20 protein-coding genes are annotated in these 20,298 nt (G+C 70.8%); 5 read left to right on the top strand and 15 right to left on the bottom strand.

Features of this window, described 5'->3' with window-relative positions; all coding sequences use genetic code 11:
* The first annotated feature begins 21 nt into the window (after window positions 1-21).
* Genes KUG38_RS06825 through KUG38_RS06810 form a run of 4 tightly spaced genes read left to right on the top strand, consistent with a single transcriptional unit; the run spans window position 22 to window position 4,513 of the window.
* Window positions 22-933 (top strand): AAA family ATPase, encoded by a 912-nt coding sequence (locus KUG38_RS06825; RefSeq protein ID WP_216920089.1) that lies wholly within the window; start codon window positions 22-24, stop codon window positions 931-933.
* The gene (locus KUG38_RS06820) at window positions 920-1,831 is read left to right on the top strand and encodes a DUF58 domain-containing protein (RefSeq protein WP_216920087.1); all 912 of its coding nucleotides are present in this window, start codon (window positions 920-922) and stop codon (window positions 1,829-1,831) included. The genes KUG38_RS06825 and KUG38_RS06820 overlap by 14 nt, the downstream gene beginning before the upstream one ends.
* Window positions 1,801-3,675, top strand: a complete 1,875-nt coding sequence (locus KUG38_RS06815) for a transglutaminase TgpA family protein (RefSeq protein ID WP_216920085.1) — start codon at window positions 1,801-1,803, stop codon at window positions 3,673-3,675. Before KUG38_RS06820 ends, KUG38_RS06815 begins: the two co-directional genes overlap by 31 nt.
* A gap of 10 nt (window positions 3,676-3,685) precedes the next feature.
* A complete protein-coding gene (locus tag KUG38_RS06810) occupies window positions 3,686-4,513 on the top strand; it encodes a pentapeptide repeat-containing protein (protein WP_216920083.1) in 828 nt (275 codons plus the stop codon).
* Between the two features lie 18 nt (window positions 4,514-4,531).
* On the opposite strand, the gene KUG38_RS06805 is transcribed toward KUG38_RS06810, so the two are convergent.
* From KUG38_RS06805 to KUG38_RS06780, 6 genes are all read right to left on the bottom strand, one after another.
* Window positions 4,532-6,820, bottom strand: coding sequence for a type II secretion system protein GspD (locus KUG38_RS06805; protein ID WP_353617738.1), 2,289 nt, complete (start codon window positions 6,818-6,820; stop codon window positions 4,532-4,534).
* A gap of 83 nt (window positions 6,821-6,903) precedes the next feature.
* Window positions 6,904-7,788, bottom strand: a complete 885-nt coding sequence (locus KUG38_RS06800; RefSeq protein WP_216920081.1) for a hypothetical protein — start codon at window positions 7,786-7,788, stop codon at window positions 6,904-6,906.
* A complete protein-coding gene (locus KUG38_RS06795; RefSeq protein WP_216920079.1) occupies window positions 7,785-8,507 on the bottom strand; it encodes a PilN domain-containing protein in 723 nt (240 codons plus the stop codon). Before KUG38_RS06795 ends, KUG38_RS06800 begins: the two co-directional genes overlap by 4 nt.
* Complete coding sequence (locus tag KUG38_RS06790) at window positions 8,504-9,382, bottom strand: type IV pilus biogenesis protein PilM (protein ID WP_216920077.1); 879 nt, start codon at window positions 9,380-9,382, stop codon at window positions 8,504-8,506. Before KUG38_RS06790 ends, KUG38_RS06795 begins: the two co-directional genes overlap by 4 nt.
* Window positions 9,383-9,439: 57 nt before the next feature.
* Window positions 9,440-10,627, bottom strand: coding sequence for a quinone-dependent dihydroorotate dehydrogenase (locus KUG38_RS06785; protein WP_216920075.1), 1,188 nt, complete (start codon window positions 10,625-10,627; stop codon window positions 9,440-9,442).
* Window positions 10,628-10,639: 12 nt separating this feature from the next.
* Entirely contained in the window at window positions 10,640-11,449 is an 810-nt protein-coding gene (locus KUG38_RS06780; RefSeq protein ID WP_216920074.1) for a ribonuclease H family protein, read from the bottom strand.
* 73 nt (window positions 11,450-11,522) lie between these two features.
* Here KUG38_RS06780 and KUG38_RS06775 point away from each other — a divergent pair, with 73 nt between their 5' ends.
* The gene (locus tag KUG38_RS06775; protein ID WP_216920072.1) at window positions 11,523-12,281 is read left to right on the top strand and encodes a DUF3747 domain-containing protein; all 759 of its coding nucleotides are present in this window, start codon (window positions 11,523-11,525) and stop codon (window positions 12,279-12,281) included.
* Between the two features lie 332 nt (window positions 12,282-12,613).
* On the opposite strand, the gene rplL is transcribed toward KUG38_RS06775, so the two are convergent.
* The 9 genes from rplL to gloA form a co-directional block, all read right to left on the bottom strand.
* Window positions 12,614-13,000, bottom strand: a complete 387-nt coding sequence (gene rplL, locus KUG38_RS06770) for a 50S ribosomal protein L7/L12 (protein WP_094587442.1) — start codon at window positions 12,998-13,000, stop codon at window positions 12,614-12,616.
* A 61-nt stretch (window positions 13,001-13,061) separates the two neighbouring features.
* Window positions 13,062-13,589 (bottom strand): 50S ribosomal protein L10, encoded by a 528-nt coding sequence (rplJ, locus tag KUG38_RS06765; RefSeq protein WP_094587443.1) that lies wholly within the window; start codon window positions 13,587-13,589, stop codon window positions 13,062-13,064.
* Between the two features lie 259 nt (window positions 13,590-13,848).
* The gene (locus KUG38_RS06760) at window positions 13,849-14,493 is read right to left on the bottom strand and encodes a GDSL-type esterase/lipase family protein (protein WP_216920070.1); all 645 of its coding nucleotides are present in this window, start codon (window positions 14,491-14,493) and stop codon (window positions 13,849-13,851) included.
* Window positions 14,494-14,502: 9 nt separating this feature from the next.
* Window positions 14,503-15,210, bottom strand: a complete 708-nt coding sequence (gene rplA, locus KUG38_RS06755) for a 50S ribosomal protein L1 (protein WP_216920068.1) — start codon at window positions 15,208-15,210, stop codon at window positions 14,503-14,505.
* Between the two features lie 76 nt (window positions 15,211-15,286).
* Window positions 15,287-15,712 carry a 50S ribosomal protein L11 gene (rplK, locus tag KUG38_RS06750; RefSeq protein ID WP_216920066.1) on the bottom strand — a complete coding sequence of 142 codons (426 nt, stop codon included), beginning with the start codon at window positions 15,710-15,712 and terminating at the stop codon, window positions 15,287-15,289.
* A gap of 185 nt (window positions 15,713-15,897) precedes the next feature.
* The gene (nusG, locus tag KUG38_RS06745; protein ID WP_286195747.1) at window positions 15,898-16,512 is read right to left on the bottom strand and encodes a transcription termination/antitermination protein NusG; all 615 of its coding nucleotides are present in this window, start codon (window positions 16,510-16,512) and stop codon (window positions 15,898-15,900) included.
* A 95-nt stretch (window positions 16,513-16,607) separates the two neighbouring features.
* Window positions 16,608-16,940, bottom strand: coding sequence for a preprotein translocase subunit SecE (gene secE / locus KUG38_RS06740; RefSeq protein ID WP_216920062.1), 333 nt, complete (start codon window positions 16,938-16,940; stop codon window positions 16,608-16,610).
* A gap of 10 nt (window positions 16,941-16,950) precedes the next feature.
* On the bottom strand, window positions 16,951-19,839 hold the full coding sequence (locus tag KUG38_RS06735) for an ATP-dependent Clp protease ATP-binding subunit (protein ID WP_216920060.1): 2,889 nt from the start codon (window positions 19,837-19,839) through the stop codon (window positions 16,951-16,953).
* Window positions 19,829-20,230, bottom strand: coding sequence for a lactoylglutathione lyase (gene gloA / locus KUG38_RS06730; RefSeq protein WP_216920058.1), 402 nt, complete (start codon window positions 20,228-20,230; stop codon window positions 19,829-19,831). Before gloA ends, KUG38_RS06735 begins: the two co-directional genes overlap by 11 nt.
* Between the last annotated feature and the right edge of the window lie 68 nt (window positions 20,231-20,298).

Below are 20,298 nucleotides of genomic sequence, written 5' to 3'. Positions count from 1 at the left end.
ATCGGTGCGCCGCACTCCCCCGTGCCCTCTTCCCCCCTCCAGCCGGTCATCAGCGCGATCGGCGAGGTGCTGCTGGGCAAGGAGCATCAGGTGCGGCTGGCCCTGGCCTGCCTGCTGGCCCGCGGCCACCTGCTGATCGAGGACCTGCCCGGCATGGGCAAGACCACCCTGGCGGAGGCCCTGGCCCGCAGCTTCGGGCTCGGCTTCAAGCGGGTGAGCTTCACCAGTGACCTGCTGCCGGCGGATCTCACGGGCCTGAACGTGTTCGACCCCGCCGCCGCCAGCTTCCGCTTCCAGCCCGGTCCCCTGTTCAGCCAGGTGCTGCTCGCCGACGAGATCAACCGGGCCAGCCCCCGCACCCAGAGCGCCCTGCTGGAGGCGATGGCCGCCGGTCGGGTGAGCGTGGACGGCACCAGCCATCCCCTGCCCCGGCCCTTTCTGGTGATCGCCACCCAGAACGGCCTGGATCAGGGGGGCACCTCGGCCCTGCCGGAATCCCAGCTCGACCGGTTCCTGATGCGCCTCAGCCTCGGCTACCCCCCCCGCCAGGCGGAGCGGGCCCTGCTGCTGGGTGAGGGCCTGCGGCCCGACGGCCTCAGTGGCGCCTTCGGCCCGGAGGACCTGCTGGCCCTGCAGGACCGCTGCGAACGGCAGCACTGCAGCACCGCCCTGCTCGACTACGTGCTCGACCTGCTGGAGCGCAGCCGCCGCCAGCCGTCCCAGGCCCATCCCCTCTCGCCCCGGGCCGGCCTGGCCCTGCTGGCCGCCGCCCGGGCCTGGTCGCTGCTGGAGGGCCGCGACCATGTGATTCCGGACGACGTCCAGGCGGTGCTGGCGGCCGTCTGCGAGCACCGCATGGACGGCGGCCAGCGCAGCGGCGGCGAGGGGGAGCTGAGTCAGCGGCTGCAGGAAGGCGTCGATGGACTTCGGTAGGCCCCAGCAGGGCGAACGGGTGCGCCTGCGGATGCGCAACCTCTACATCCTGCCGACGCGGTTCGGCTGGCTCTGGCTGGCGGGGACGGTGCTGCTGCAGGTGGTGGGGGTCCAGATGCAGAGCAACGGCACCCTGCTGCTGAGCTTCCTGATGCTGAGCCTGTTCCTGCTCACCCTGCACCTCACCCACTTCAACCTGCAGGGCGTGGAGCTGGCCTGCGGCGCACCGGCGCCGGGCTTCGCCGGCGAGCCGGTCCCCTATCCGGTCCGGCTGCGCTGCCCGGGCCGCAGCGAAGGGGTGCGCCTGCGGCTGGGGCGGGAGGCCCCGGGCCCGGCCCTGTCGCTGGCGGCGGGGGAGCATGAGCTGGCCGTGGCCTGGACCCCGCCGTCCCGGGGCTGGCAACGGCCCGGACTGCTGCGGATCCAGACGACGGCGCCCCTGGGGCTGTTCTGCTGCTGGTCGCGCTGGCATCCGGAGACGGCCCAGCTGATCTACCCGGCCCGTCGGGCCGGACCGGTGCGGCTGCTGGCCGCCGGCTCGGCACCGGTGGACGGCGAGCCGGCCCTGGCCAGCCGCCAGGACGGCAGCGACGACTGGCGCGACCTGGCCCCCCATCGCCCCCAGGACAGCCCCAGCCGGCTGGCCTGGAAGCTGCTGGCCCAGGGGCGGGGCGAGTACGCCAAGCGCTTCCTGGACCGCCCCGAAGCGGCCCCCCTGCTGGCCCCCGAACCCGGGGTGCCCCTGGAGACGGCCCTCGAACACCTGAGTGAGCGCATCTGGAGCTGGCACGGCCGGGGCCTCAGCTACGGGCTGGAGCTGAACGGCCGGAGCGTGGCGCCCGGCCGGGGGGTGCTCCACCGGGACCAGTGCCTGACGGCCCTGGCCTGCTGCCGATGAGCCGCGCCGCCGCCCCGCTGCAGTGGCTCACCATGGGGTTGCTGGCCCTGGGTCTGCTGGGCCTGTCGCCCGCCCTGTCCCTGAGCCTGCTGGCCTTCGGCCTGGCGGTGCTGACGGCCCTGAAGCTGCGCGAGGCCCGCAGCCTCGAGGAACGGCGGGTGGTGGCCCTGCTGCAGCTGGTCTGCGCCGGCCTGCTGGCGGCCCTGCGCCCCGAACTGGCCCCGAGCCTGCTGCAGGGCCTGGCCATCCTGATGGCCCTGGCCGGGCTGCTGGCCCTGGAACTGGGGGCCGGTCCCGACTGGAAGGCGCTGCTGCGCCGCAGTCTGCAGGTGCTGCTGGCGGCCCTGCCCATCGCCCTGGTGCTGTTCCTGCTGCTGCCCCGCCTGATGCCCTTCACCAACTTCGGTGCGGGTCAGGGCATGGGGGCGATGACCGGCCTGAGCGACAGCATGGAGCCGGGCTCCATCGCCCGGCTGGCCGTCAGCCGCCAGGCCGCCGCCCGCGTCGCCTTCCCCCTCGGCGGCGAGCCCCCACCCCTGGAGCAGCGCTACTGGCGGGTGCTGGTGCATGAACGCTTCGATGGCCGCAGCTGGCGCAGCGCCGCGCCCAGCCTCCCCCGACCGGCGGTCGGCCAGGCCACCCCCCCGCCGCCGCCCCCCGCCACCCCGGAGGAGGGGATCCAGCTCTGGCTGATCGAACCCAGTGGCCTGGCGGCGGTGCCCTGGAGCGGCTCCGGCCGGCCCCTGTCCGCCGACCTGAGCCTGCAGCGCAGCGGCGAACTGCTGAACCGGGCCCCGGGCAGCCAGCGACGCGTCTACGCCCTGACCCGGACGGCGGATCAGCCCGGCTGGCGCACCACCCCCCCCGGCCCCGTCGACCTGCTGCTGCCGCTGGGCGAGAACCCGCGGCTGGAGGCCCTGGCCGCCGGCTGGCGGCGCCTCGGCAGCGACCGGGAGCGGCTGGATGCCGCCAGAGGCTGGTTCCGCAGCCAGCCCTTCCGCTACACCCTCGAACCCGGGGCCCTGCCCCGCCAGGCCCCCCTCGACCACTTCCTGTTCGAGAGCCGTCTGGGCTTCTGCGGCCATTACGCCAGCGCCTTCACCACCCTGATGCGGGCGGCGGGGGTGCCGGCGCGGGTGGTGAGCGGCTACCGCGGCGGCCAGTGGGTCCAACCGGTGGGCGGCACCGGCTACGTGGACCTGCGCCAGGCCGACGCCCACGCCTGGAGCGAGGTTTGGCTGGCCGGGGAGGGCTGGAGGCGCGTCGATCCCACCGCCTGGGCGGCGGGGGACCCCCTGGCGCGCTCTGGGGCGGCGGGCGCCGGGATCCGGGCCGGCGGCAGCCCGCTGGACTGGATCCAGCAGCAGTGGTGGGGCCTCGACATCGCCTGGGCCCGCTGGTGGCTCGGGTACGACGGCGAGCAGCAGCAGGCCCTGGTGGCCCGGCTGCTGGGCGAGCAGCGGCACCTGCTGGGGGTGGTGGTGCTGCTGGCGGTGGCCGTCAGCCTGGCCGCCGGCCTGGGGGGCCTGGGCTGGCTGGGCCGGCGCCACCGCGGCGATCCCCTGCGCCTGGAGCTGGAGCGCACCCTGCGGGCCTTCGCCCGGCAGGGGATGGCACCGACTGCGGGGGAAACCCTGGGCGGTTTCGCCCGGCGGCTGAGCCAGCGCTGGCCGTCCCTGGCCGATCCCCTGGAGGCCTTTGTGGCCAACTACCAGCAGCAGCGCTTCGCCGCCGCCCCCAGCCGGGCGGGACGACGAACGGCCCAACGGCTGGGACGGGTGCTGCGCCGTTCCCTGCGGACCAGCAACCGGCCGGCGGAGGCGGTACAACGGGACTACCCCTGAACAGGCGACCATGACACGGCCCCAAGGGTTCGCCCGCCACGCCTTGACGGGGCTGCTGTTCACCGGCCCGGCCCTGCTGGCCCTGCTGCTGGCCTCTCCTGCGCGGGCGGGAAGCGACGGCGATCTGATGCGTCTGCTGAATCAGCGCGACTGCCCCCGCTGCAAGCTGCAGGACGCCGACCTGGTGCACGCCGACCTGCGCGACGCCGACCTGCGGGGCGCCAAGCTGCAGCGCGCCAACCTGGGCCAGGCCCGGCTGGATGGGGCCAACCTCAAAGGCGCCGATCTGCGCTTCACCAGCCTGCAGGGGGCGTCCCTGCGGGGTGCCGATCTGCGCGGGGCGAATCTGGAGGGCACCGACCTGCGCCAGAGCGACCTCAGCGGCGCCCAGATCGATCCCGGCGGACTGGCCCGCAGCCACTGGCAGGACGCCCGGGGCGTGGCCCCCACGGTGCTGAGCTACCCCGAGCTGCACAACGCCGGGGTCAGCGCCGCCCTGGAGGGCCGCCATCCCCAGGCGGAGCAGCTGTTCTCAGAGGCGATCCGGCTGCAGCCGGACGCGGCGATCAGCTGGGTGGCCCGGGGCCTCAGCCGCACCGAACAGGGCAAGACCGAACTGGCCGCCGCCGACCTGAACTACGCCGCCGTCCTCTACGGCCAGGCCGGCGAGGAGGCCCAGGCGAAACAGCTCACCGAAGTCGCCACCGCCCTGCTGAAACCCGGCAAGAAAGCCAACCAGGGCAGCGGCATGGGCGGCCAGATGCTCTCCGGAGCCGCCTCCTTCGCCTCGGCCGTGGCCCCGCTGGCGATGAAGTTCCTGCTGCCGCTGGCCTTCTGAATCAGGGCGTGGCCCCGATCAGGGGGTCATGCCCGGCTGGGGCTCTCCTCCCAGGAAAGCGCGGGAGGCCGGGGTGGAGGGCTGATAGCCGTAGCCGTAGGTGCCGCCCTCGGTGTCATTGATGATCCTCGGCGTCACCATGATCACCAGCTCCCGCTTCTCACGCTGGTTGGATGAGGCGCGGAAAAACTGGCCGATGATGGGAATGTCTCCCAGGATGGGCCATTTCGACACCAGGGCCCGATCGAAATCGGAGATCACGCCAGTGAGGATCAGGGTCTGGCCATCGCGGACGCGAACCACACCCGTATCCAGGCGACGCACCCGGAGGATGCTGATCGGAGGGCAGCCACCGGCCTCGATTTCTCTCTCCACCGCAGAAATGCTTGGGGAGAGCGAGAAGGTGACGAAGCCGTTGTCATCGATCTTCTGAACCCGTGCCCCCAGCACAAGACCTGCGGTGGAAAGCTGATCGATGGAACAGGTGACGGCTCCGGCCGTTCCCGTGATGGTGGTGGAAACTTCCGTTGGGACGTTGACTCCGACCCGGACCACGCCTTCGTTACCCCTCCGGCGACCGATGGGCGCATCGATGTCATCGAAGGCCGAGGAGAAAATGCTGGAACCTTCGCCTCCGCCAGCTGCTCCACCTCCGCCACCGGAGGAGTCTTCTCGCAGGATGGAAGGATCTTCCTGGAGAATGAGGGTGGGGCTGGCCAGCACCTTGGAGTTATCGGAGAGGATGCGGGCCTGGAAGAAATCGAAGAAGTTGTTGTTGGGGTACAGCGGCTGACCTGTCGCTCCGACGGCGGCACCTGGGTTGGTCTGCCCCACAAAGCCAGAAAGCGGTCGCCCCGGAAGCAGGGGTTCACCCAGGCCCCTCTGAGCGGAGGATGCACCCAGAACGCCGCCGAAATTGGCCGCCAGGGTGCCGTTGTCGTTGACGATGAAATTGTTGCCCCAGCGGAAGGCGAAGCTGTTGTAGAGCTCGCTGTCGTTCTGGAGGTTCACATCCAGGATCTTCACCGACAGGGCCACCTGGCGCTGGCGCAGATCGAGCTGCTTGAGGTACTGCTCGGCGATGGCCACCAGCCGCGGGGCCCCCACCAGAGTGATGGTGCCGAGGCGCGTGTCGGTGGTGGCCCGCAGGCCGATCAGGGGGCCATTGGTGGCCCCGAAGGATTCCACCGTGGTGGTGGTGCTGGATGTGGTGGTGGCAGCCGTGGGGCTGCCGGTGGGAGCAGCCGTGGCGGCGACACCCTCGGACACCGCCGTGGTGATCGTGTTGGTCTTGGTGACCTGCGCGCCCAGGTTGGCCAGGTAGTCGGCGGCCGAGTTGGCGGGCACCTGGTTCAGCCGATACACCTTGGAGAGCTGGGCACCGAAGCTCTTGGCCAGCACGTTGGGGCCGGCGAAGATCGTGTTGCCGTCGCGCTTGCCCTGCAGGCCCGCCGCCAGGAGCGCCGAGTTGATCGCCCGGCCGTAATTCTCACGGCGGAAGGAGATCGAGATGGGTCGCTGGTCAGGAGAAGCCGCCGCTGCTGCGGCCGTTCCGCCGGTGGCTGCAGCGGCGGGGTCCGCGACATAGACGAACCCATAGCCGCCCAGCTGACTGAGGGCCATCAGCACATCCTTCGCCGGGGCGTTGCGGAGGGTCATGGTGACCGGCGGGCCACTGACGCTGACGTAGCTGGGATTGCTGATGGTCATGGTCCCCACGGCCATGTCCCCCAGCGGCGGGGCCACCGCGCGCGGCTGCAGGGGCGGGACGAAGCCGGGTTGGGGCACCCGTCCCGGGGTGGTGACGTTGGGGGTGAGGGTCTGGAGGGTGGTCTGCGCCGGAGCGTTGAAGGTGAGGATCAGGCTGCGGCCGTCGCCGCTCACCACGGGCCGGCCCACCGGGAATCCGGGGGTGGGGGAGACCTTGAGTTCGAAGACGTTGCCCGAACCCTCGATGCTGATGCTCTGCAGCCCCGCCTCGGGCAAGGAGAGCTGCACCGGCCCGCGACGCAGGGTCATCGGCTGGGCGGTCTGCAGCCGGCCCAGCCAGACGGCCCCCTGGGTGGTCTGCTGAAGCATGGGGGAGGGGCCGGTGCCCTCGATCACCACTTCAACGGAATCGGGCAGACGCCGCAGCTTGATGTCGAGGGCGCCGCTGGCCTGGGCGATCTCCAAAGACCGGGTGCCGGAGGCACCACCTGCAGGGGTTGGGGCGACGGCGGCGACCGCGGCTGACAGCCCCGATCCCTGGAGGGCCACCAGGCCGAGAGACGCAGAAAGAACGTGCCGCCACTGACGTTTTGCCACGTTCCACTGATCTCCGAATCCGACGAATGGTATCGGCGATCGGACGAAACGGCCAGTTGCCGGATCCCATTGCATCGGCATGGTCAGTTGGAAGGGGCAGGGGGAGCTGGGGTCGATGCTGCCGGCGGTGCGGGTGCCGGAGCGGCTGCGGGCGCCGGGGCTGGCGCCGGCGCTGGCGTGGGTGCCGCCGCGGGGGCCGGGGCTGCCGCCGCGGGGGCCGCTGCGGCAGGGGCGGCGACAGGGGCCGGGGTGCGGCTGTACAGACCCAGGGTGAGCTTCATCAGCACCGGAGGGTTGGCGATGACCCTGGGCTGATTTCGCTCGGAGGGCTCCGTTTCGGGGAGCGTGAGGCTGAGGTCGCTCTGGACCACCAGCACATTGAGGGCCTCCAGCCGCCGCAGGAAGGACAGCTGGGCTGGGAAAGTCCCCTTGGCCGACACCAGCAGGGTGCGCAGGGTCAGACCCTGAAGAGCCAGGGGGTCAGCTGGGGCGGCACCCGGAGCCGGTGCAGCACCCCCAGCGGGCGGAGCCGCCCCGGCGGGTGGAGCGGCGGGGGCCGCAGGGGCGGCTCCGGGCGGGGTGCCGGCGGCGGGGGCGGCCTGGGTGGGTTCGAACAGGGTCAGCTCCACGCCCGAGGCGGCGGCCTCGCGGTCGAGCATGGCCAGGAAGGTGGACAGGTCGCCGTTGCCCGTGATCAGCCGCTCGATCTTGGCCTTGCTGGCCATGGCGGCCTCGGTGCTCTCCTGGGTGGCCACCAGCTGGCCCCGCATCAGCGTCACCTGATCCCGCAGCTGCTCGAGCTCCTGGAGCCGCTGGCTGTCGCGCTGCAGGCCGGCCCAGAGGGGCACCAGGCCCGCCAGGATCACCAGCAGCCCGAGACCGCCCAACACGCCCGCAGGCAGCAGCAGCCAGATCAGGCGCAGGCTGGCGACCGGGAGGCGCTTGGAGCCCTGCTGAAGGTTGGTCATGGGATGAGGCCCTCCGCCTGGAGAAGTTGCAGCCGGCGCACCATGCCCTCCGAACCCAGCTGGCGCATGACGCCCAGCTGGCGGGCGGGGGGCAGGGTCGCGAACGGCCCCGACAGTTCGAAGCGGACCGTCGCGGGGGTGGGAGGGGGGGCCGCGGTCCCGGCCTGGCCGGTCGGCGCCTCACTGGGCGGAACCCGCTCCAGCTTGACGAGGGCGACACCCTTGGGGTTCAGCAGCGGGGAACGGGACAGTTCCAGCTGCAGGGCATTGATGCGGGCGAAGGCGAGGGGATCGAGGGCCTGTCCCTTGAGCACCAGATTGGTGCCTTCGGCTTCGGCGCTCTGGATCTGGATGCCCTCGGGGGTGCGCAGCTGCAGGTCGGCCAGGAGGGCCGAAGAGGTGCGCAGGGTGGTGAGGCCCTCGGTCAGGTTGCGGTTGGTGGCCGCGAGCTGCTCGAGCTTGGCCCGGCTGGCCGCCATCTCCGCCTGCATCTGGGTGGACTCAGCTTCGAACCGGGTGAGCTGGGCGGTCTGCATCCGGACGTACTGGAAGCGGAGAAACACCAGGGCACTGGCCAGGACGGACCCGCCCAGGACGATCGCCCCGATCAGGGCACCGCGCAGCAGCAGGGGGCGTCGATCCTGCAGGGCCGAGACCATGCTCTCCTGGCCAAGCTCCTTGCGCCTCTCCCGAAGCAGATCGAGGATCGGTGGGCTCATCGGACCGACTCCGCCATCGCCAGCCCCTGGAGCACCAGGGACCCGAAGGGCTCAGGGGTCAGGATCTCGGCCCGCACGCCCAGGGCGTCCTGCAGGCTGTCCTGGCTGGGGAGGGGCGCGCTGAGCAACAGCCGGAGCCGACGGATGGAGGGATCCCGCCGACGGTAGAAGGTCACGCAGCGGTTCACCTCCCTGACCAGGGCCTCGTCGTCCTGGGGGAGCGGCCAGTCGAAGACCGGCTCGGTCCGATGGAGCAGCAACAGATGGGCGCCGGCCGGCAGCGGGTGGATCAGGACGGTCAGTTCATCCGGCGGCGCCGCCTCCAGCAGGGAGCTGACCGCCGCCAGACGGCACGACTGGGCCGGGGCCAGCCGCTCGAGCTGCACACCCGCCAGGTTGAAGACATCGATCCAGTCGTCCACCAGCTTTCGGGGAGCCACCGCCATCAGCAGCCGGGGGGTGGATCCGGCCAGGGGCCGCAGATCGATGGTGGCCTCCGACAGGGGAACCGCGAGATTCAGGGGCGGGTCGATGGTCCGCAGGGCCTGAATGGGGTCGTCGGGGATGGCTTCGAAGGGCCAGTCGATGACCCGCCATTGCGCCGCCCCCTCGGGAAGGGACGCCAGGACGACGGCATCGAGCAGGCCGTCCCGCACCAGCAGATCGCCGATCAGGTCACCCAGGGGCTCCTTCTCCAGGGGCTGGCCATCCAGGCAGGTGAGGGGCGGCAGGGGCAGATCGATGCTCACGGCCTCCGGACCCGATCCCCTGAGCACCTGGCCCTTCAGGGAATCGTCCTGCAGCTCCAGCAGCAGCTGGCGTGGGAAGAGCTGAGCGCGGACGGGTCTCAGACGATCTTCCAGATCATCCTTCAAGCCGATCAGGCCAGAAAAAACCAAGGCTCCGATCCGATGCCTGCGAAAGTTACCGAATCATGGGCGCCAAGGCATCCCCGAACCTACAACTTCCGAAAGCGTCCGGCATCCATGGCCGTCGAGCTGGCGGGACAATCCCTCCAGAATCGAGGGCACAAGTGCGGGACCTTCGTAGATCCAACCCGTATAGATCTGGATCAGGGACGCTCCGGCGCTGATCCGCTCCCAGGCGGCCTCCGCCGAATCGATGCCCCCCACACCGATCAGCGGCAGGGCGGGGCCGGCGGTCGCCCGCAGCCGCCGCAGCACCTCGACCGCCCGCCGCCGCAGGGGCCGGCCGCTCAGCCCTCCGGTTTCCTCCGCCAGGGTGCGGCCCGTGGCCACCAGCCGGCGTCCGTCCAGTCCGAGGCGGTGCACCGAGGTGTTCACGGCGATCACACCGGCGAGCCCCTCCTCGTAGGCCAGCCGGGCGATGGTGTCGATGGCGTCGTCCTCCAGGTCGGGGGCGATCTTGACCAGCAGGGGCGGACAGGCCGGCAGGCGCCGCAGCCGCTCCACCAGCCGCCGGAGCTGGGCCTCCTCCTGCAGGTCCCGCAGCCCCGGGGTGTTGGGCGAGCTGACGTTGACGACGGCATAGTCCGCCAGGGGGGCCAGGAGCTCCAGGGAGGCGGCGTAATCGTCCGGGGCCATCTCCAGCGACACCGCCTTCGATTTGCCGAGGTTGATGCCGAGCACCGCAGGCCGTTGACCGGGGGGTGGCAGGAGCTGGCGCTCCAGGGTCCGGCGCACGCCCCTGGCCCCGTCGTTGTTGAAGCCCATGCGGTTGAGCGCCGCCCGTTCCTCGGCCAGCCGGAACAGCCGCGGCCGGGGATTGCCCTGCTGGGGCTGCCAGGTGATGGTGCCCAGTTCGGCGAAACCGAAGCCGAACCGGTGCCAGATGGCGGCCGCCACCCCGTTCTTGTCGAAACCAGCCGCCAGCCCCACCGGATTGGTGAAGCGACAACCGAACAGGGTCTGCTCCAGCCGGGGGTCCCGCCGCTGCAGCTCCGCCCCGAGGCCCTCCAGGCTGCCGCTCACCAGGGGCCAGCGGCGGCGCAGGGCCGCCTGGCCCAGGGCCAGGAGGGTCAGGCGGCTCAGCTGCTCGGCATCGGCACCGTCATCACGACGCAGCAGGGGCTCGACGAACCGGGCATAGAGGGCGCCGGTTCCCACCTGGCCGCCGCTGGTCGATGGCTCCTGCGGCATGCCTGTCTCCTCTCACTCCGGCGTGTCCAATCCTCCCGCGCCGCGCTCCAGACGCCAGCATCCGTTGCCCAGGGGGCGGACGAGCCAGTCGCGCCAGAGCCAGGGCTCCACTTTCCCCTCAAGCCGGGCCGTGGGCACCTCGAGCAGCCTGGCGAGCTCCACGGCCCTGAGGCTGTAGCCGCCAGCCGCCAGCCGGTCGGCCAGCTCCAGGCGGGAGAGCAGCTGCTGGAGCGACGGCGGGGCCGGATCGAGGGGGTCGGCCACCGCGGGGGCTACGGCGGCAGGGGCTTCTGTGGCAGGGGCTGCGGTGACAGGGGCTCCCGGCGCCCGGGATCGGCCGGGCTGGGTTTCGATCGCCAGGGCCGGAGACTGGCCGCGGGAGAAGGCCACCGCGATCGCATCGCAGCGGTCGTTGTCCGGGTCCCCGCTGTGGCCGCGCACGTGGCGCAGGGCCAGCCCCGGCAGCCTGGCGGCATCCAGCTGCTCCCAGAGATCACGGTTGAGCACGGCCCCGCCGGAGGCGGTGCGCCATCCCTTGCGCTTCCAGCCGGTCATCCACTTCTCGAAGCCGTCGATCAGATAACGGCTGTCGGTGCGCAGCACCAGATCGGGATGGCGCGGCAGCTCCCGCAGGGCCTCCAGCACCGCCAGGGCGGCGGTGAGCTCCATCCGGTTGTTGGTGGTGGCTGCGTCCGCCCCCCCCAGCTCCCGACGGGAGCCGTCTTCGAAGCGCAGCAGGGCGCCCCAGCCCCCGGGGCCGGGGTTGCCGCTGCAGGCCCCGTCACAGGCGGCAGCCACTACCCGCACCGGTCGATCACCCATGGAGACGTCTTGACAGGATCGCTTGAATGGGACCCTCTCTCCCGGAGAACGCCCGGGTCCTGGAGGTGTTCCCATGCAGCGAACCTACCTGGCCCTGGCGGGCCTGGCCCTGGCGGGAGCCGGGCTGCCGATCCTTCAGCCCCGGCTGGCCATGGCCGCCGGCCTCTTCCAGAGCGCCGATGTCGACGCCGAACGCTTCGCGGTGCTGGCCCGCCCGGTGGGCGACAACGACTGGACCCTGCTGGTCCTAGAGCAGCTGACCCCCCAGCCCGCCTGCTGGCAGGCCCGCCCGGACGGCCTGGTGGATCCCACCCTGAACCGGTTCGACTACACCGGCATCTGCAACCGCTACCTGGACAGCAACGGCTATTCCCTGCGGGTCGCCGAGCAGGACATGGGCACCACCTACCGGCTGCGGGTGCAGCAGGTGGGATCCCGCCTGGAACTCCAGGCCATCTCCCCGGGCACCTCGGCCATCCTCGTGGTGGGCAGGGCCGACATCCCCCTGCGGGATCGCGACGGCTTCGTGGCCCTCAGGCTCGAGCAGGGCTGGGATCTGAAGCGGCGCACCTACGGGGAACGGGCCCTGAGCCACCTCTACTTCGCCAGCCCCACCCCTCTGGATCAGCTGATCGCCAACGCCGGCGGCGCCCCCACCTGGCGCCGGCCCCTCGGCCCCGGCCGGGCCCAACCCCCAGCCCTGTCCGCCACCGATCCGGCCGCAGGCCAGGTTGAGGACACCACCATGGCGCTGGGCGACTCCGGCCGGGCCGTCGCCCTCCAGGTGATCCCCTACAGCGGCGGCAACAGCAGCGGCGGCGAAGGGCTCTGAGCCCCTGACCAGCTCCGGGCTGTGGCCAGTTGAATCTCCGGACCTCCCAGCCGCCACCTCCCATTCCACCCGCTTAATCTGATCTCGTGAGGAGTGAAGGACGCTCTTCCAGGGTCGAAACGAGGACAGACTCCCGGAATCGTTCCATCTCCAGAGCCCTGCCTTCGGCGGGGCTCTTTTTTATGGATAGGCCCTGATGGACGGGTCCTTTCCGCCACGGCGCGAACCACGCACGGTGCCGGCCACGGAACAAGACCATGAAAAAGCCGGCCCCGAAGGGCCGGCTGGAAACGAAGCAGGGTTGCCGGGCCCGCAGGCCCGGCAACGGCGGGTCACTTGATGGAGACCTTGCCACCCACTTCTTCGATGCTCTTCTTGAGAGCTTCGGCATCGCCCTTGGAGATGCCTTCCTTGACGGCCTTGGGAGCAGCTTCGACCAGGGCCTTGGCTTCGCCCAGACCGAGGCCGGTGGCCTCGCGGACGGCCTTGAGCACCTTGATCTTGGCGGCCGGATCGAAGCCATCGAGGATGACGTCGAATTCGGTCTGCTCCTCAACCGCCTCAGCGGCAGCGCCGGGGGCGGCGGCGGCCATGACGACGCCGGCGGAAGCGGCGGCGGACACGCCGAAGGCCTCTTCGATCTGCTTGACGAGCTCGGAAGCCTCAAGCAGGGAGAGGGTTTTCAGTTGTTCGAGAATCTGGTCGGTTGTAGCGGACATGGGGGGGAATCAGCAACAGAACGGGAGGATCGGTGGAGCCCAGGGGTTCGCGGCTGCGAACTCAACCTTCGCCGGATTCGGCGTGCTGCTTGAGCGCCCTGGCGAGACCGGACGGAACCTCGTTGATGCCCACAGCCAGCTTGGTGGCCAGGCCATTGATCGCACCGGCGATCTGGGCCATGAGCACCTCCTTGGAGGGCAGATCCCCGATGGCCTTGATGTCGTCTGGGGAAAGGAGCTTGCCTTCGAAAAGGCCTCCCTTCACTTCCGACTTCTTGCTGTCCTTCTGGAAGGACTGCAGGGCCTTCACCGCACCGCCGACATCGCCCTTGACCAGGACGAAGGCGTTGGTACCGGTGAGCAGGGAATCGAGATCCGACCAGGCGCTGTCACCATCGATGGCACGGCGCATCAAGGTGTTTTTGGTCACCTTGCACACACCGCTGCTGGCCTGCAGACGGGTCCGCAGATCAGTCATCTCCTTGATGGTCAGGCCCTTGTAATCAAGGACCAGCGCCATTTCGGCTTCACCGAGGAGCCCCTTGAGCTCTTCGACGATCTGTTGCTTGTTCTCCAGCGTGCGGCCCATAGGAGGTGGATCGGATCGGGGGAACAAGCAGGGAACGCGGTCCGGACAGCCATCCCTTGCGGGAGGCTTCGAGGCCGCTCATCGCTCCGCTCCGATCTGAAGGACTCCCTTGGAGACCCCAGCACAGGCAAAAACCAATCGCGTGAACCTCGGCAGGACTTACGACAGTGAACGACCGACCGGAATCGGTGACTCTGACGACCTGCTGTCTTGGGTGGGGCGCGTGCCCTTCTGGACGAATCCAGCTCTTGAACCTACATCACGGCAGGTCCAGCTCCCGCAGCCGCGCCACCCAGCGGGCATAACCGGCGGCGTTGAGATGCACGCCATCCACCGTGTAGGCACGCCTGAGTCCATCGCCGTCCGCCATCACCGGGGTCAGATCGACGAAGTCCCGGGGAGGCGTCTGGCTGGCGAGAAGGGCATTGAGCTCGGCCACCCGGCGGACCCCGTCGGCACCGCAGCGGAAGCTGGCGCAGGGAATCGTGGACTGGATGATCACCCGGGCCCCCGTGCCGATCTGGAGGCCGGTCCGCAGCCACTGGATGCGGCCGGCGATCCGGCCGGGGTCGTAGCCCCAGACGATGTCGTTGATGCCCACCATCACCAGGTAGGTACCGGCGTCAGTCCGGCGGATCTGCGGCAGGCGGGCCATCAGCTGGAAGCTGGTGTCGCCGCTGATGCCCTGGTTGAACACCACGCGATCGGGGAAGGCCGCCTGCCAGTCGCCCTGGGCCGTGAGCGAATCGCCGACGAAGGTGACCGGAGCGTCGCGGCGGGGGGCTTGTGCCGGCGACGCCATGGAGGAGGACGGGGACCTGGAAAGCAGGCCCCACCCCAGAGCCAGCAGCGTGAGCGGCACCGCCACCCAGCCGCCGATCCGCACCCATGACGAGGCAGGCACGGCGGGCGCTCAGCTCTCCTGCTTGATGTCCTGGAGAGCGGAGAAGTCGACCTGCACCGAGGGGCCCATGGTGGAGGCGACGTAGAGGCTGCGCCAGTAGCGGCCCTTGGCACCGCTGGGCTTGTTGCGGTCGATGGTTTCCTGCAGGGCCTTGAGGTTCTCCAGCAGCTTGGCGGTGGGGAAGCTGGCCTTGCCGAAACGCACGTGGACGATGCCGGCCCGATCGGCCCGGAACTCCAGCTTGCCGGCCTTGAACTCGCTGATGGCGCCGCCCAGATCGGTGGTGACGGTGCCGGCCTTGGGATTCGGCATCAGGCCGCGGGGACCGAGCACCCGGCCGAGTTTGGCCACCTTCGGCATCATGTCGGGGGTGGCGATCAGCAGGTCAAAGTCGATCGCGCCACCGGCGATCTGGTCGACCAGCTCATCGTCACCGGCCAGGTCGGCACCGGCGGCCTTGGCCTCGGCCACCTTCTCACCCCGGGCGATCACGGCGATGCGGATGGTCTGGCCGGTGCCGTGGGGCAGGGCCACGGTGGTGCGCAGCTGCTGGTCGGTGTACTTGGGGTCGATGCCCAGGCGCACGTGGGCCTCGATCGTTTCGTCGAACTTGGCGGTGGCGGTGTCCTTGACCAGCTCGAGGGCCTCGAGCGGTTCGTAGGAACGGTCCTCGACCTTGGCGGCGAGGGCGGTGAAGCGTTTGGAGACTTTTGTCATGGCGGTAAGGGGTGCGGACGACCGTGATCGGTCTCCCCCAGAGAGGTGGACGGGATGGAACGACGACCGGTGGCGGTCAGTCCTTGACGGCGACGCCCATGTTGCGGGCGGTGCCTTCGATGATGCGCATGGCCGACTCAACGCTGGCGCAGTTGAGGTCGGGCAGCTTGGTCTTGGCGATCTCCTCGAGCTGGGCGCGGCTGATGGCACCCACCGCTCCCTTGGCGGACGTGGCGGCACCCTTGTCGATGCCGGCCGCCTTGGAGATCAGCACCGAGGCGGGCGGGGTCTTGGTGATGAAGGTGAAGCTGCGGTCTTCAAAGACCGAGATCTCCACCGGGATCACGTACCCGGCCTTCTCCTGGGTGCGGGCGTTGTACTCCTTGCAGAACGCCATGATATTGACCCCGTGCTGACCGAGGGCTGGGCCCACCGGTGGTGCGGGGTTCGCTTTGCCGGCCTGGAGGGCCAGCTTGATCACAGCTACGACTTTCTTGGCCATCGGCTGGGCTGGGGGACGAAACTCCCTTGCGGGAGTGCGGGACGAAACTCCCTTGCGGGAGTGAGGGACGGAACTCCCTCGCGGGAGGCTTGCGGATCGCCGGGGCGTTGGCCGGCCCGGCGGGATGGCGGCCCTCGAGGGGGCCACCCGGGGCCGCCCTCCGCAGGGAGGCGGCCGCCGCTCGATCAGCTCTGTTTGCTGATCTGGGAGAACTCAAGCTCCACCGGGGTCTCCCTGCCGAAGATCGACAGGAGGGCCTTCAGCTTGCTGCGTTCGCCGGAGACTTCGATCACCTCGCCCTGGAAGTCCTTGAACGGACCGGCCGTGACGAGGATCTGATCGCCTTCGGTGAGGTCGACCTTGAGGACGGGCTTCTTCTCGGCGGCACGCTTGAAGATGCGGTCGACCTCCTGGCGGCTGAGGGGCCGGGGCCGGATGTGGCCGCGGGCCTTGCCGGTGGCCCGGCGCTCCTCCTGCCCCACGAAGTTGATGACGTTGGGGGTGCTGCGCACCGCCATCATCGTGTCCTCATCGAGAACCATGCGCACCAGCACGTAGCCGGGGAACACCTTCTCCTCGATCGACTGGCGGCTGCCGTCCTTCTTCAGCTTCACGCCGGGGGTCTGGGGGATCTCGATCTCGGGGATCCGGTTGCTCACCCCCAGGGTGACGGCCCGCTGCTCCAGGGTGGCCTTGACCTTCTTCTCGCAGCTGGAGGCCACCTGGACGGCGAACCAGCGGGCCACCTGGGGCTTGGCGGCTTCGGCCGCTTCGGCTCCGCCGTCGGCGGCGGGTTCCATGCCCTCCACAGCGGGGTCCATGCCCTCGGCGGGGAGCTCCAGCACCTCGGGGGCGTCGGGTTCGATCTCAGGCACGGCAGACAGGGGAAGGGTCATCAACGGAAGATCTGGGTCGATCCCCAGTGATAGAAGCGGTCGATCGCGGCGATCGCCGCGGCCGAAAGGCTCACCATCAGGATCACCGCCACCGACTCGCTGAACAGCTGCTGACGGCTCGGCCAGACGACCTTGCGCAGCTCGGCGAGGGTGACCGCCACGAACCCGGTGGGCTCCCTCTCCTCGGAGGGGAAGCCGTCCGGACCGTCGTCGGGTTCGGACGTGCCGTTCCCCCGGGCCAGGGGCCCGTCGGGACTGCTCGTGGTGGTGGTGACGGGGGGAATGGGTTCCACGGTGTGGATTCCGATGGCTGCCCTGGTGACGGCAGACATCGACAAACGATCACCCTACCGGACGTCCTTCCCCAGCGTCCCCCAGCGGGAGGAAGCGGAAGCCCGCCTCCCCGGGGCCGGCGAGCTCCAGCCGCACCCCCCTGGCCGCCGTGAAGTGATCCTCGAGCAGTTCGGTGGCCAGGGGGTTCTCGATGCGACGCCGCAGCACCCGGCGCAGGGGGCGGGCCCCGTACTCCGGCTCGTAGCCCTGGGCGGCCAGGGCCACCACGACGGCCTCGTCGACCTCCAGCTCCAGATGCTGCTCCCGCAGCAGCAGGGCCAGCTCCGCCAGCTGCAGCCGCACGATCCGCTCGAGATCGGCCCGGGCCAGGGGACGGAAACGGATCACCTCGTCGATGCGGTTGAGGAACTCCGGCCGGAACTGGCGTGAGAGGGCCTCCTCCACCGCCAGGTCGAGGTTCCGGTCCCGGGCCTGCTCCCCGTCATCGGGGCGGGGATCCCCGGCCTCGCCCTGGGAGGGGGTGGAGCGGGCCCGCTCGAGGATGGCGCGGCTGGCCAGGTTGCTGGTCATGATCACCACGGTGTGGCGGAAGTCGACCGTGCGGCCCTGGGAATCGGTGAGGCGGCCGTCGTCGAGCACCTGCAGCAGCAGGTTGAAGACATCGGGGTGGGCCTTCTCCACCTCATCGAGCAGCAACACCGCATAGGGACGGCGGCGCACGGCCTCGGTGAGCTGGCCGCCCTCCTCGTAGCCCACGTAGCCGGGGGGGGCCCCCACCAGGCGGGCGACGGCGTTGCGCTCCATGAATTCGCTCATGTCGAGCCGCACCAGGGCCTCCTCCTCATCGAAGAGGGCCGCCGCCAGGGCCTTGGCCAGTTCCGTCTTGCCGACCCCCGTGGGCCCCAGGAACAGGAACGACCCCACCGGCCGGGTGGGGGCCTGCATGCCGGCGCGGGAGCGGCGGATCGAGGCCGCCACCGCCGCCACCGCCTCGGGCTGACCGATGACCCGCTCACCCAGCCGCTGCTCCAGCTCCAGCAGTTTCTGGCGTTCACCGGCCAGCAGCCGCTGGATGGGGATGCCGGTCGAGCGGGCCACGACGTCGGCGATGTCCCCCTCCTCCACCTGCTCCCGCAGCATCGGATCGCTCTGCAGTTCCGCCTCCAGGGCCGCCCGGCGCTGCTGCACCCCGTGCAGCTGGTCGTACTGGAGCCGGGCCGCCTCCTCCAGGTCCCCATCCCGCTCGGCCTCGGCGATGGCATGGCGCAGGTCCTCGTCCTGCTGCAGCAGCTCGCGCAGCTCCCCCAGGCGCTCCCGTTCCCCCGCCCAGCGCCGCTGCAGGCGGTCGAGCTGCTCGTGGGCGAGGCGCCGCTGCTCCTGCAGCTGCACGCGCTCCTCCAGGGGCGCCGCCTCGGCGGCCAGCAGCGCCAGTTCCACCCGCCGCAGTTCCGCCTCGGCCGCCTCCACCACCTGGGGCTTGGAGGTGGCCTCCATGCGCAGGTTGGCGGCGGCCTCATCGATCAGGTCGATGGCCGAATCCGGCAGGCAGCGGTCGCTGATGTAGCGGGAGGCCAGCCGGGACGCCGCCACCAGGGCCCCATCGGTGATGGTGACGCCATGGTGGAGCTCGTAGCGCTCCTTCAGGCCCCGCAGGATCTCGAGGCAGGTGGGGCCATCGGGTTCACGGATCACCACCTGCTGGAAGCGGCGCTCCAGGGCCGGATCCTTCTCGATGCTGCGCCGGTAGTCCTCGGGGGTGGTGGCGCCGATGCAGCGCAGGTCACCGCGGGCCAGCACCGGCTTGAGGATGCTGGCCGCATCGGCGCCGGAACGGTCGCTGCCCACGACGGTGTGCAGTTCGTCGATGAACAGCACCACCCCGCCGGCCCGACCGCCTTCCCCGTCGTCGTCGCGCACCCCGTCGTTGTCGCGGACCTCGGCCAGCACGCTGCGCAGGCGCTCCTCGAACTGGCCCCGGAACTTGGCCCCGGCGATCAGGGCCCCCAGATCCAGGGCCACCAGCCGCAGGCCCCGCAGGGCATCGGGCACCTCGCCGGCCACGATTCGCTGGGCCAGGGATTCGGCCACGGCCGTCTTGCCGACGCCGGGCTCACCGATCAGCACCGGGTTGTTCTTGCTGCGCCGGGAGAGCACCTGGATCAGCCGGCGGATCTCGGTGTCGCGCCCCACCACCGGATCGAGTTCGCCGGCCCTGGCGGCGGCGGTGAGGTCGCGGCCGTAGCGGTCGAGGGCGCCGGGTTCGGGCTCCCCCTCCCGCTGCAGGGTCATGGCGGGCTCCGGCGCCGACGGGGGCCGCACGGGGGCCGGGGGAGCGGGGGCCACGGCCGCCCGCGAGGGGGCCGGCGGCGGCGGGGCCGGGGCAGGGGGGGCCGGCGGGGCCGCGACCGGGGCCGCCGGTGGTGCAGGGGCGACCGAGGGCACGGCAGACCCGGCTGGCAGGGGTCGCCACTGGCGCAGCAGCAGGTCCTCGCTCAACCCCTCCTCCGCCAGCAGGGAGGCCCCGATCCGGGGCTCCGCCAGCAGGGCCAGCAGCAGGTGGGGCACATCCAGCAGGCGTGACCCCCAGGCGGCGCGGCGCCGATCGGCCTCCTCCAGCAGGTCCTCGAGGGCATCGCCGATGTACAGGGTGCCGCCGCCTCCATCCGGCTGCTCGGCGCAGAAGGCTTCGAGCCGGTCCAGCAGCCGGTCCTCGTCGAGGGGCAGGGGGTCCACCCAGGTGGCGAAGCGCCGGTTCAGCAGCAGGGTGAGCAGCAGGTGCTCCACGTCCATGGCGCCGTGGCGCCAGCGCCGGGCCTGCTCCTGGGAGGCGATCAGCAGATCCCAGGCGGCGTCGCTGAAGCGGTCGGGATCGCCGGTGAGGCTGGCCGCAGCGCCGCCAGCGCCCCGGTCGTCACCCAGGCGGGAATCAGTGCGCATCGGACCGTGACGACGTCTGGATCAGTTCCACCTTGTAGCCATCCGGATCCTCCACGAAGGCGAGCACGGTGGTGCCGTGCTGCTTCGGACCGGGCTCCCGCACCACCCGCCCGCCCTTGGCAGCGATCGCTGCGCAGGTGGCGTAGATGTCATCCACGCCGATGGCCAGATGGCCGAAACCGGTCCCGAGCTCGTAGGCGCTGGTGCCCCAGTTGTGGGTGAGCTCCAGCACGGTGGTGTCCGTCTCGTCGCCGTAGCCGACGAAGGCCAGGGTGTACTCGCCGCCGGGATAGTCCTTGCGGCGCAGCAGCTTCATGCCCAGCACCTCGGTGTAGAAGCGCAGGGAGCGCTCCAGATCACCCACCCGGAGCATGGTGTGGAGGAGTCGCATCGGCGGTGCACCAGCTGGGGCCATTCTGACCAGGGTGGCGCAGGGAACACAGGCGAGGGCGGAGGGGG

Source organism: Synechococcus sp. CCAP 1479/9 (genome assembly GCF_019038535.1).
Classification (GTDB): Bacteria; Cyanobacteriota; Cyanobacteriia; order PCC-6307; family Cyanobiaceae; genus Cyanobium.
This window is presented reverse-complemented; position numbering and strand designations above follow the sequence as displayed.

Bases quoted from the DNA above. Each gene is read 5' to 3' on its own strand.
- KUG38_RS06820 (WP_216920087.1), top strand. From the start codon at position 920: ATGGACTTCGGTAGGCCCCAGCAGGGCGAACGGGTGCGCCTGCGGATG.
- KUG38_RS06775 (WP_216920072.1), top strand. From the start codon at position 11,523: ATGCAGCGAACCTACCTGGCCCTGGCGGGCCTGGCCCTGGCGGGAGCC.
- rplL (WP_094587442.1), bottom strand. From the start codon at position 13,000: ATGTCCGCTACAACCGACCAGATTCTCGAACAACTGAAAACCCTCTCC.
- rplJ (WP_094587443.1), bottom strand. From the start codon at position 13,589: ATGGGCCGCACGCTGGAGAACAAGCAACAGATCGTCGAAGAGCTCAAG.
- secE (WP_216920062.1), bottom strand. From the start codon at position 16,940: ATGTCTGCCGTCACCAGGGCAGCCATCGGAATCCACACCGTGGAACCC.
- KUG38_RS06810 (WP_216920083.1), top strand. From the start codon at position 3,686: ATGACACGGCCCCAAGGGTTCGCCCGCCACGCCTTGACGGGGCTGCTG.
- KUG38_RS06780 (WP_216920074.1), bottom strand. From the start codon at position 11,449: ATGGGTGATCGACCGGTGCGGGTAGTGGCTGCCGCCTGTGACGGGGCC.
- gloA (WP_216920058.1), bottom strand. From the start codon at position 20,230: ATGCGACTCCTCCACACCATGCTCCGGGTGGGTGATCTGGAGCGCTCC.
- KUG38_RS06735 (WP_216920060.1), bottom strand. From the start codon at position 19,839: ATGCGCACTGATTCCCGCCTGGGTGACGACCGGGGCGCTGGCGGCGCT.
- KUG38_RS06795 (WP_216920079.1), bottom strand. From the start codon at position 8,507: ATGAGCCCACCGATCCTCGATCTGCTTCGGGAGAGGCGCAAGGAGCTT.
- rplA (WP_216920068.1), bottom strand. From the start codon at position 15,210: ATGACAAAAGTCTCCAAACGCTTCACCGCCCTCGCCGCCAAGGTCGAG.
- rplK (WP_216920066.1), bottom strand. From the start codon at position 15,712: ATGGCCAAGAAAGTCGTAGCTGTGATCAAGCTGGCCCTCCAGGCCGGC.
- nusG (WP_286195747.1), bottom strand. From the start codon at position 16,512: ATGGAACCCGCCGCCGACGGCGGAGCCGAAGCGGCCGAAGCCGCCAAG.
- KUG38_RS06785 (WP_216920075.1), bottom strand. From the start codon at position 10,627: ATGCCGCAGGAGCCATCGACCAGCGGCGGCCAGGTGGGAACCGGCGCC.
- KUG38_RS06800 (WP_216920081.1), bottom strand. From the start codon at position 7,788: ATGACCAACCTTCAGCAGGGCTCCAAGCGCCTCCCGGTCGCCAGCCTG.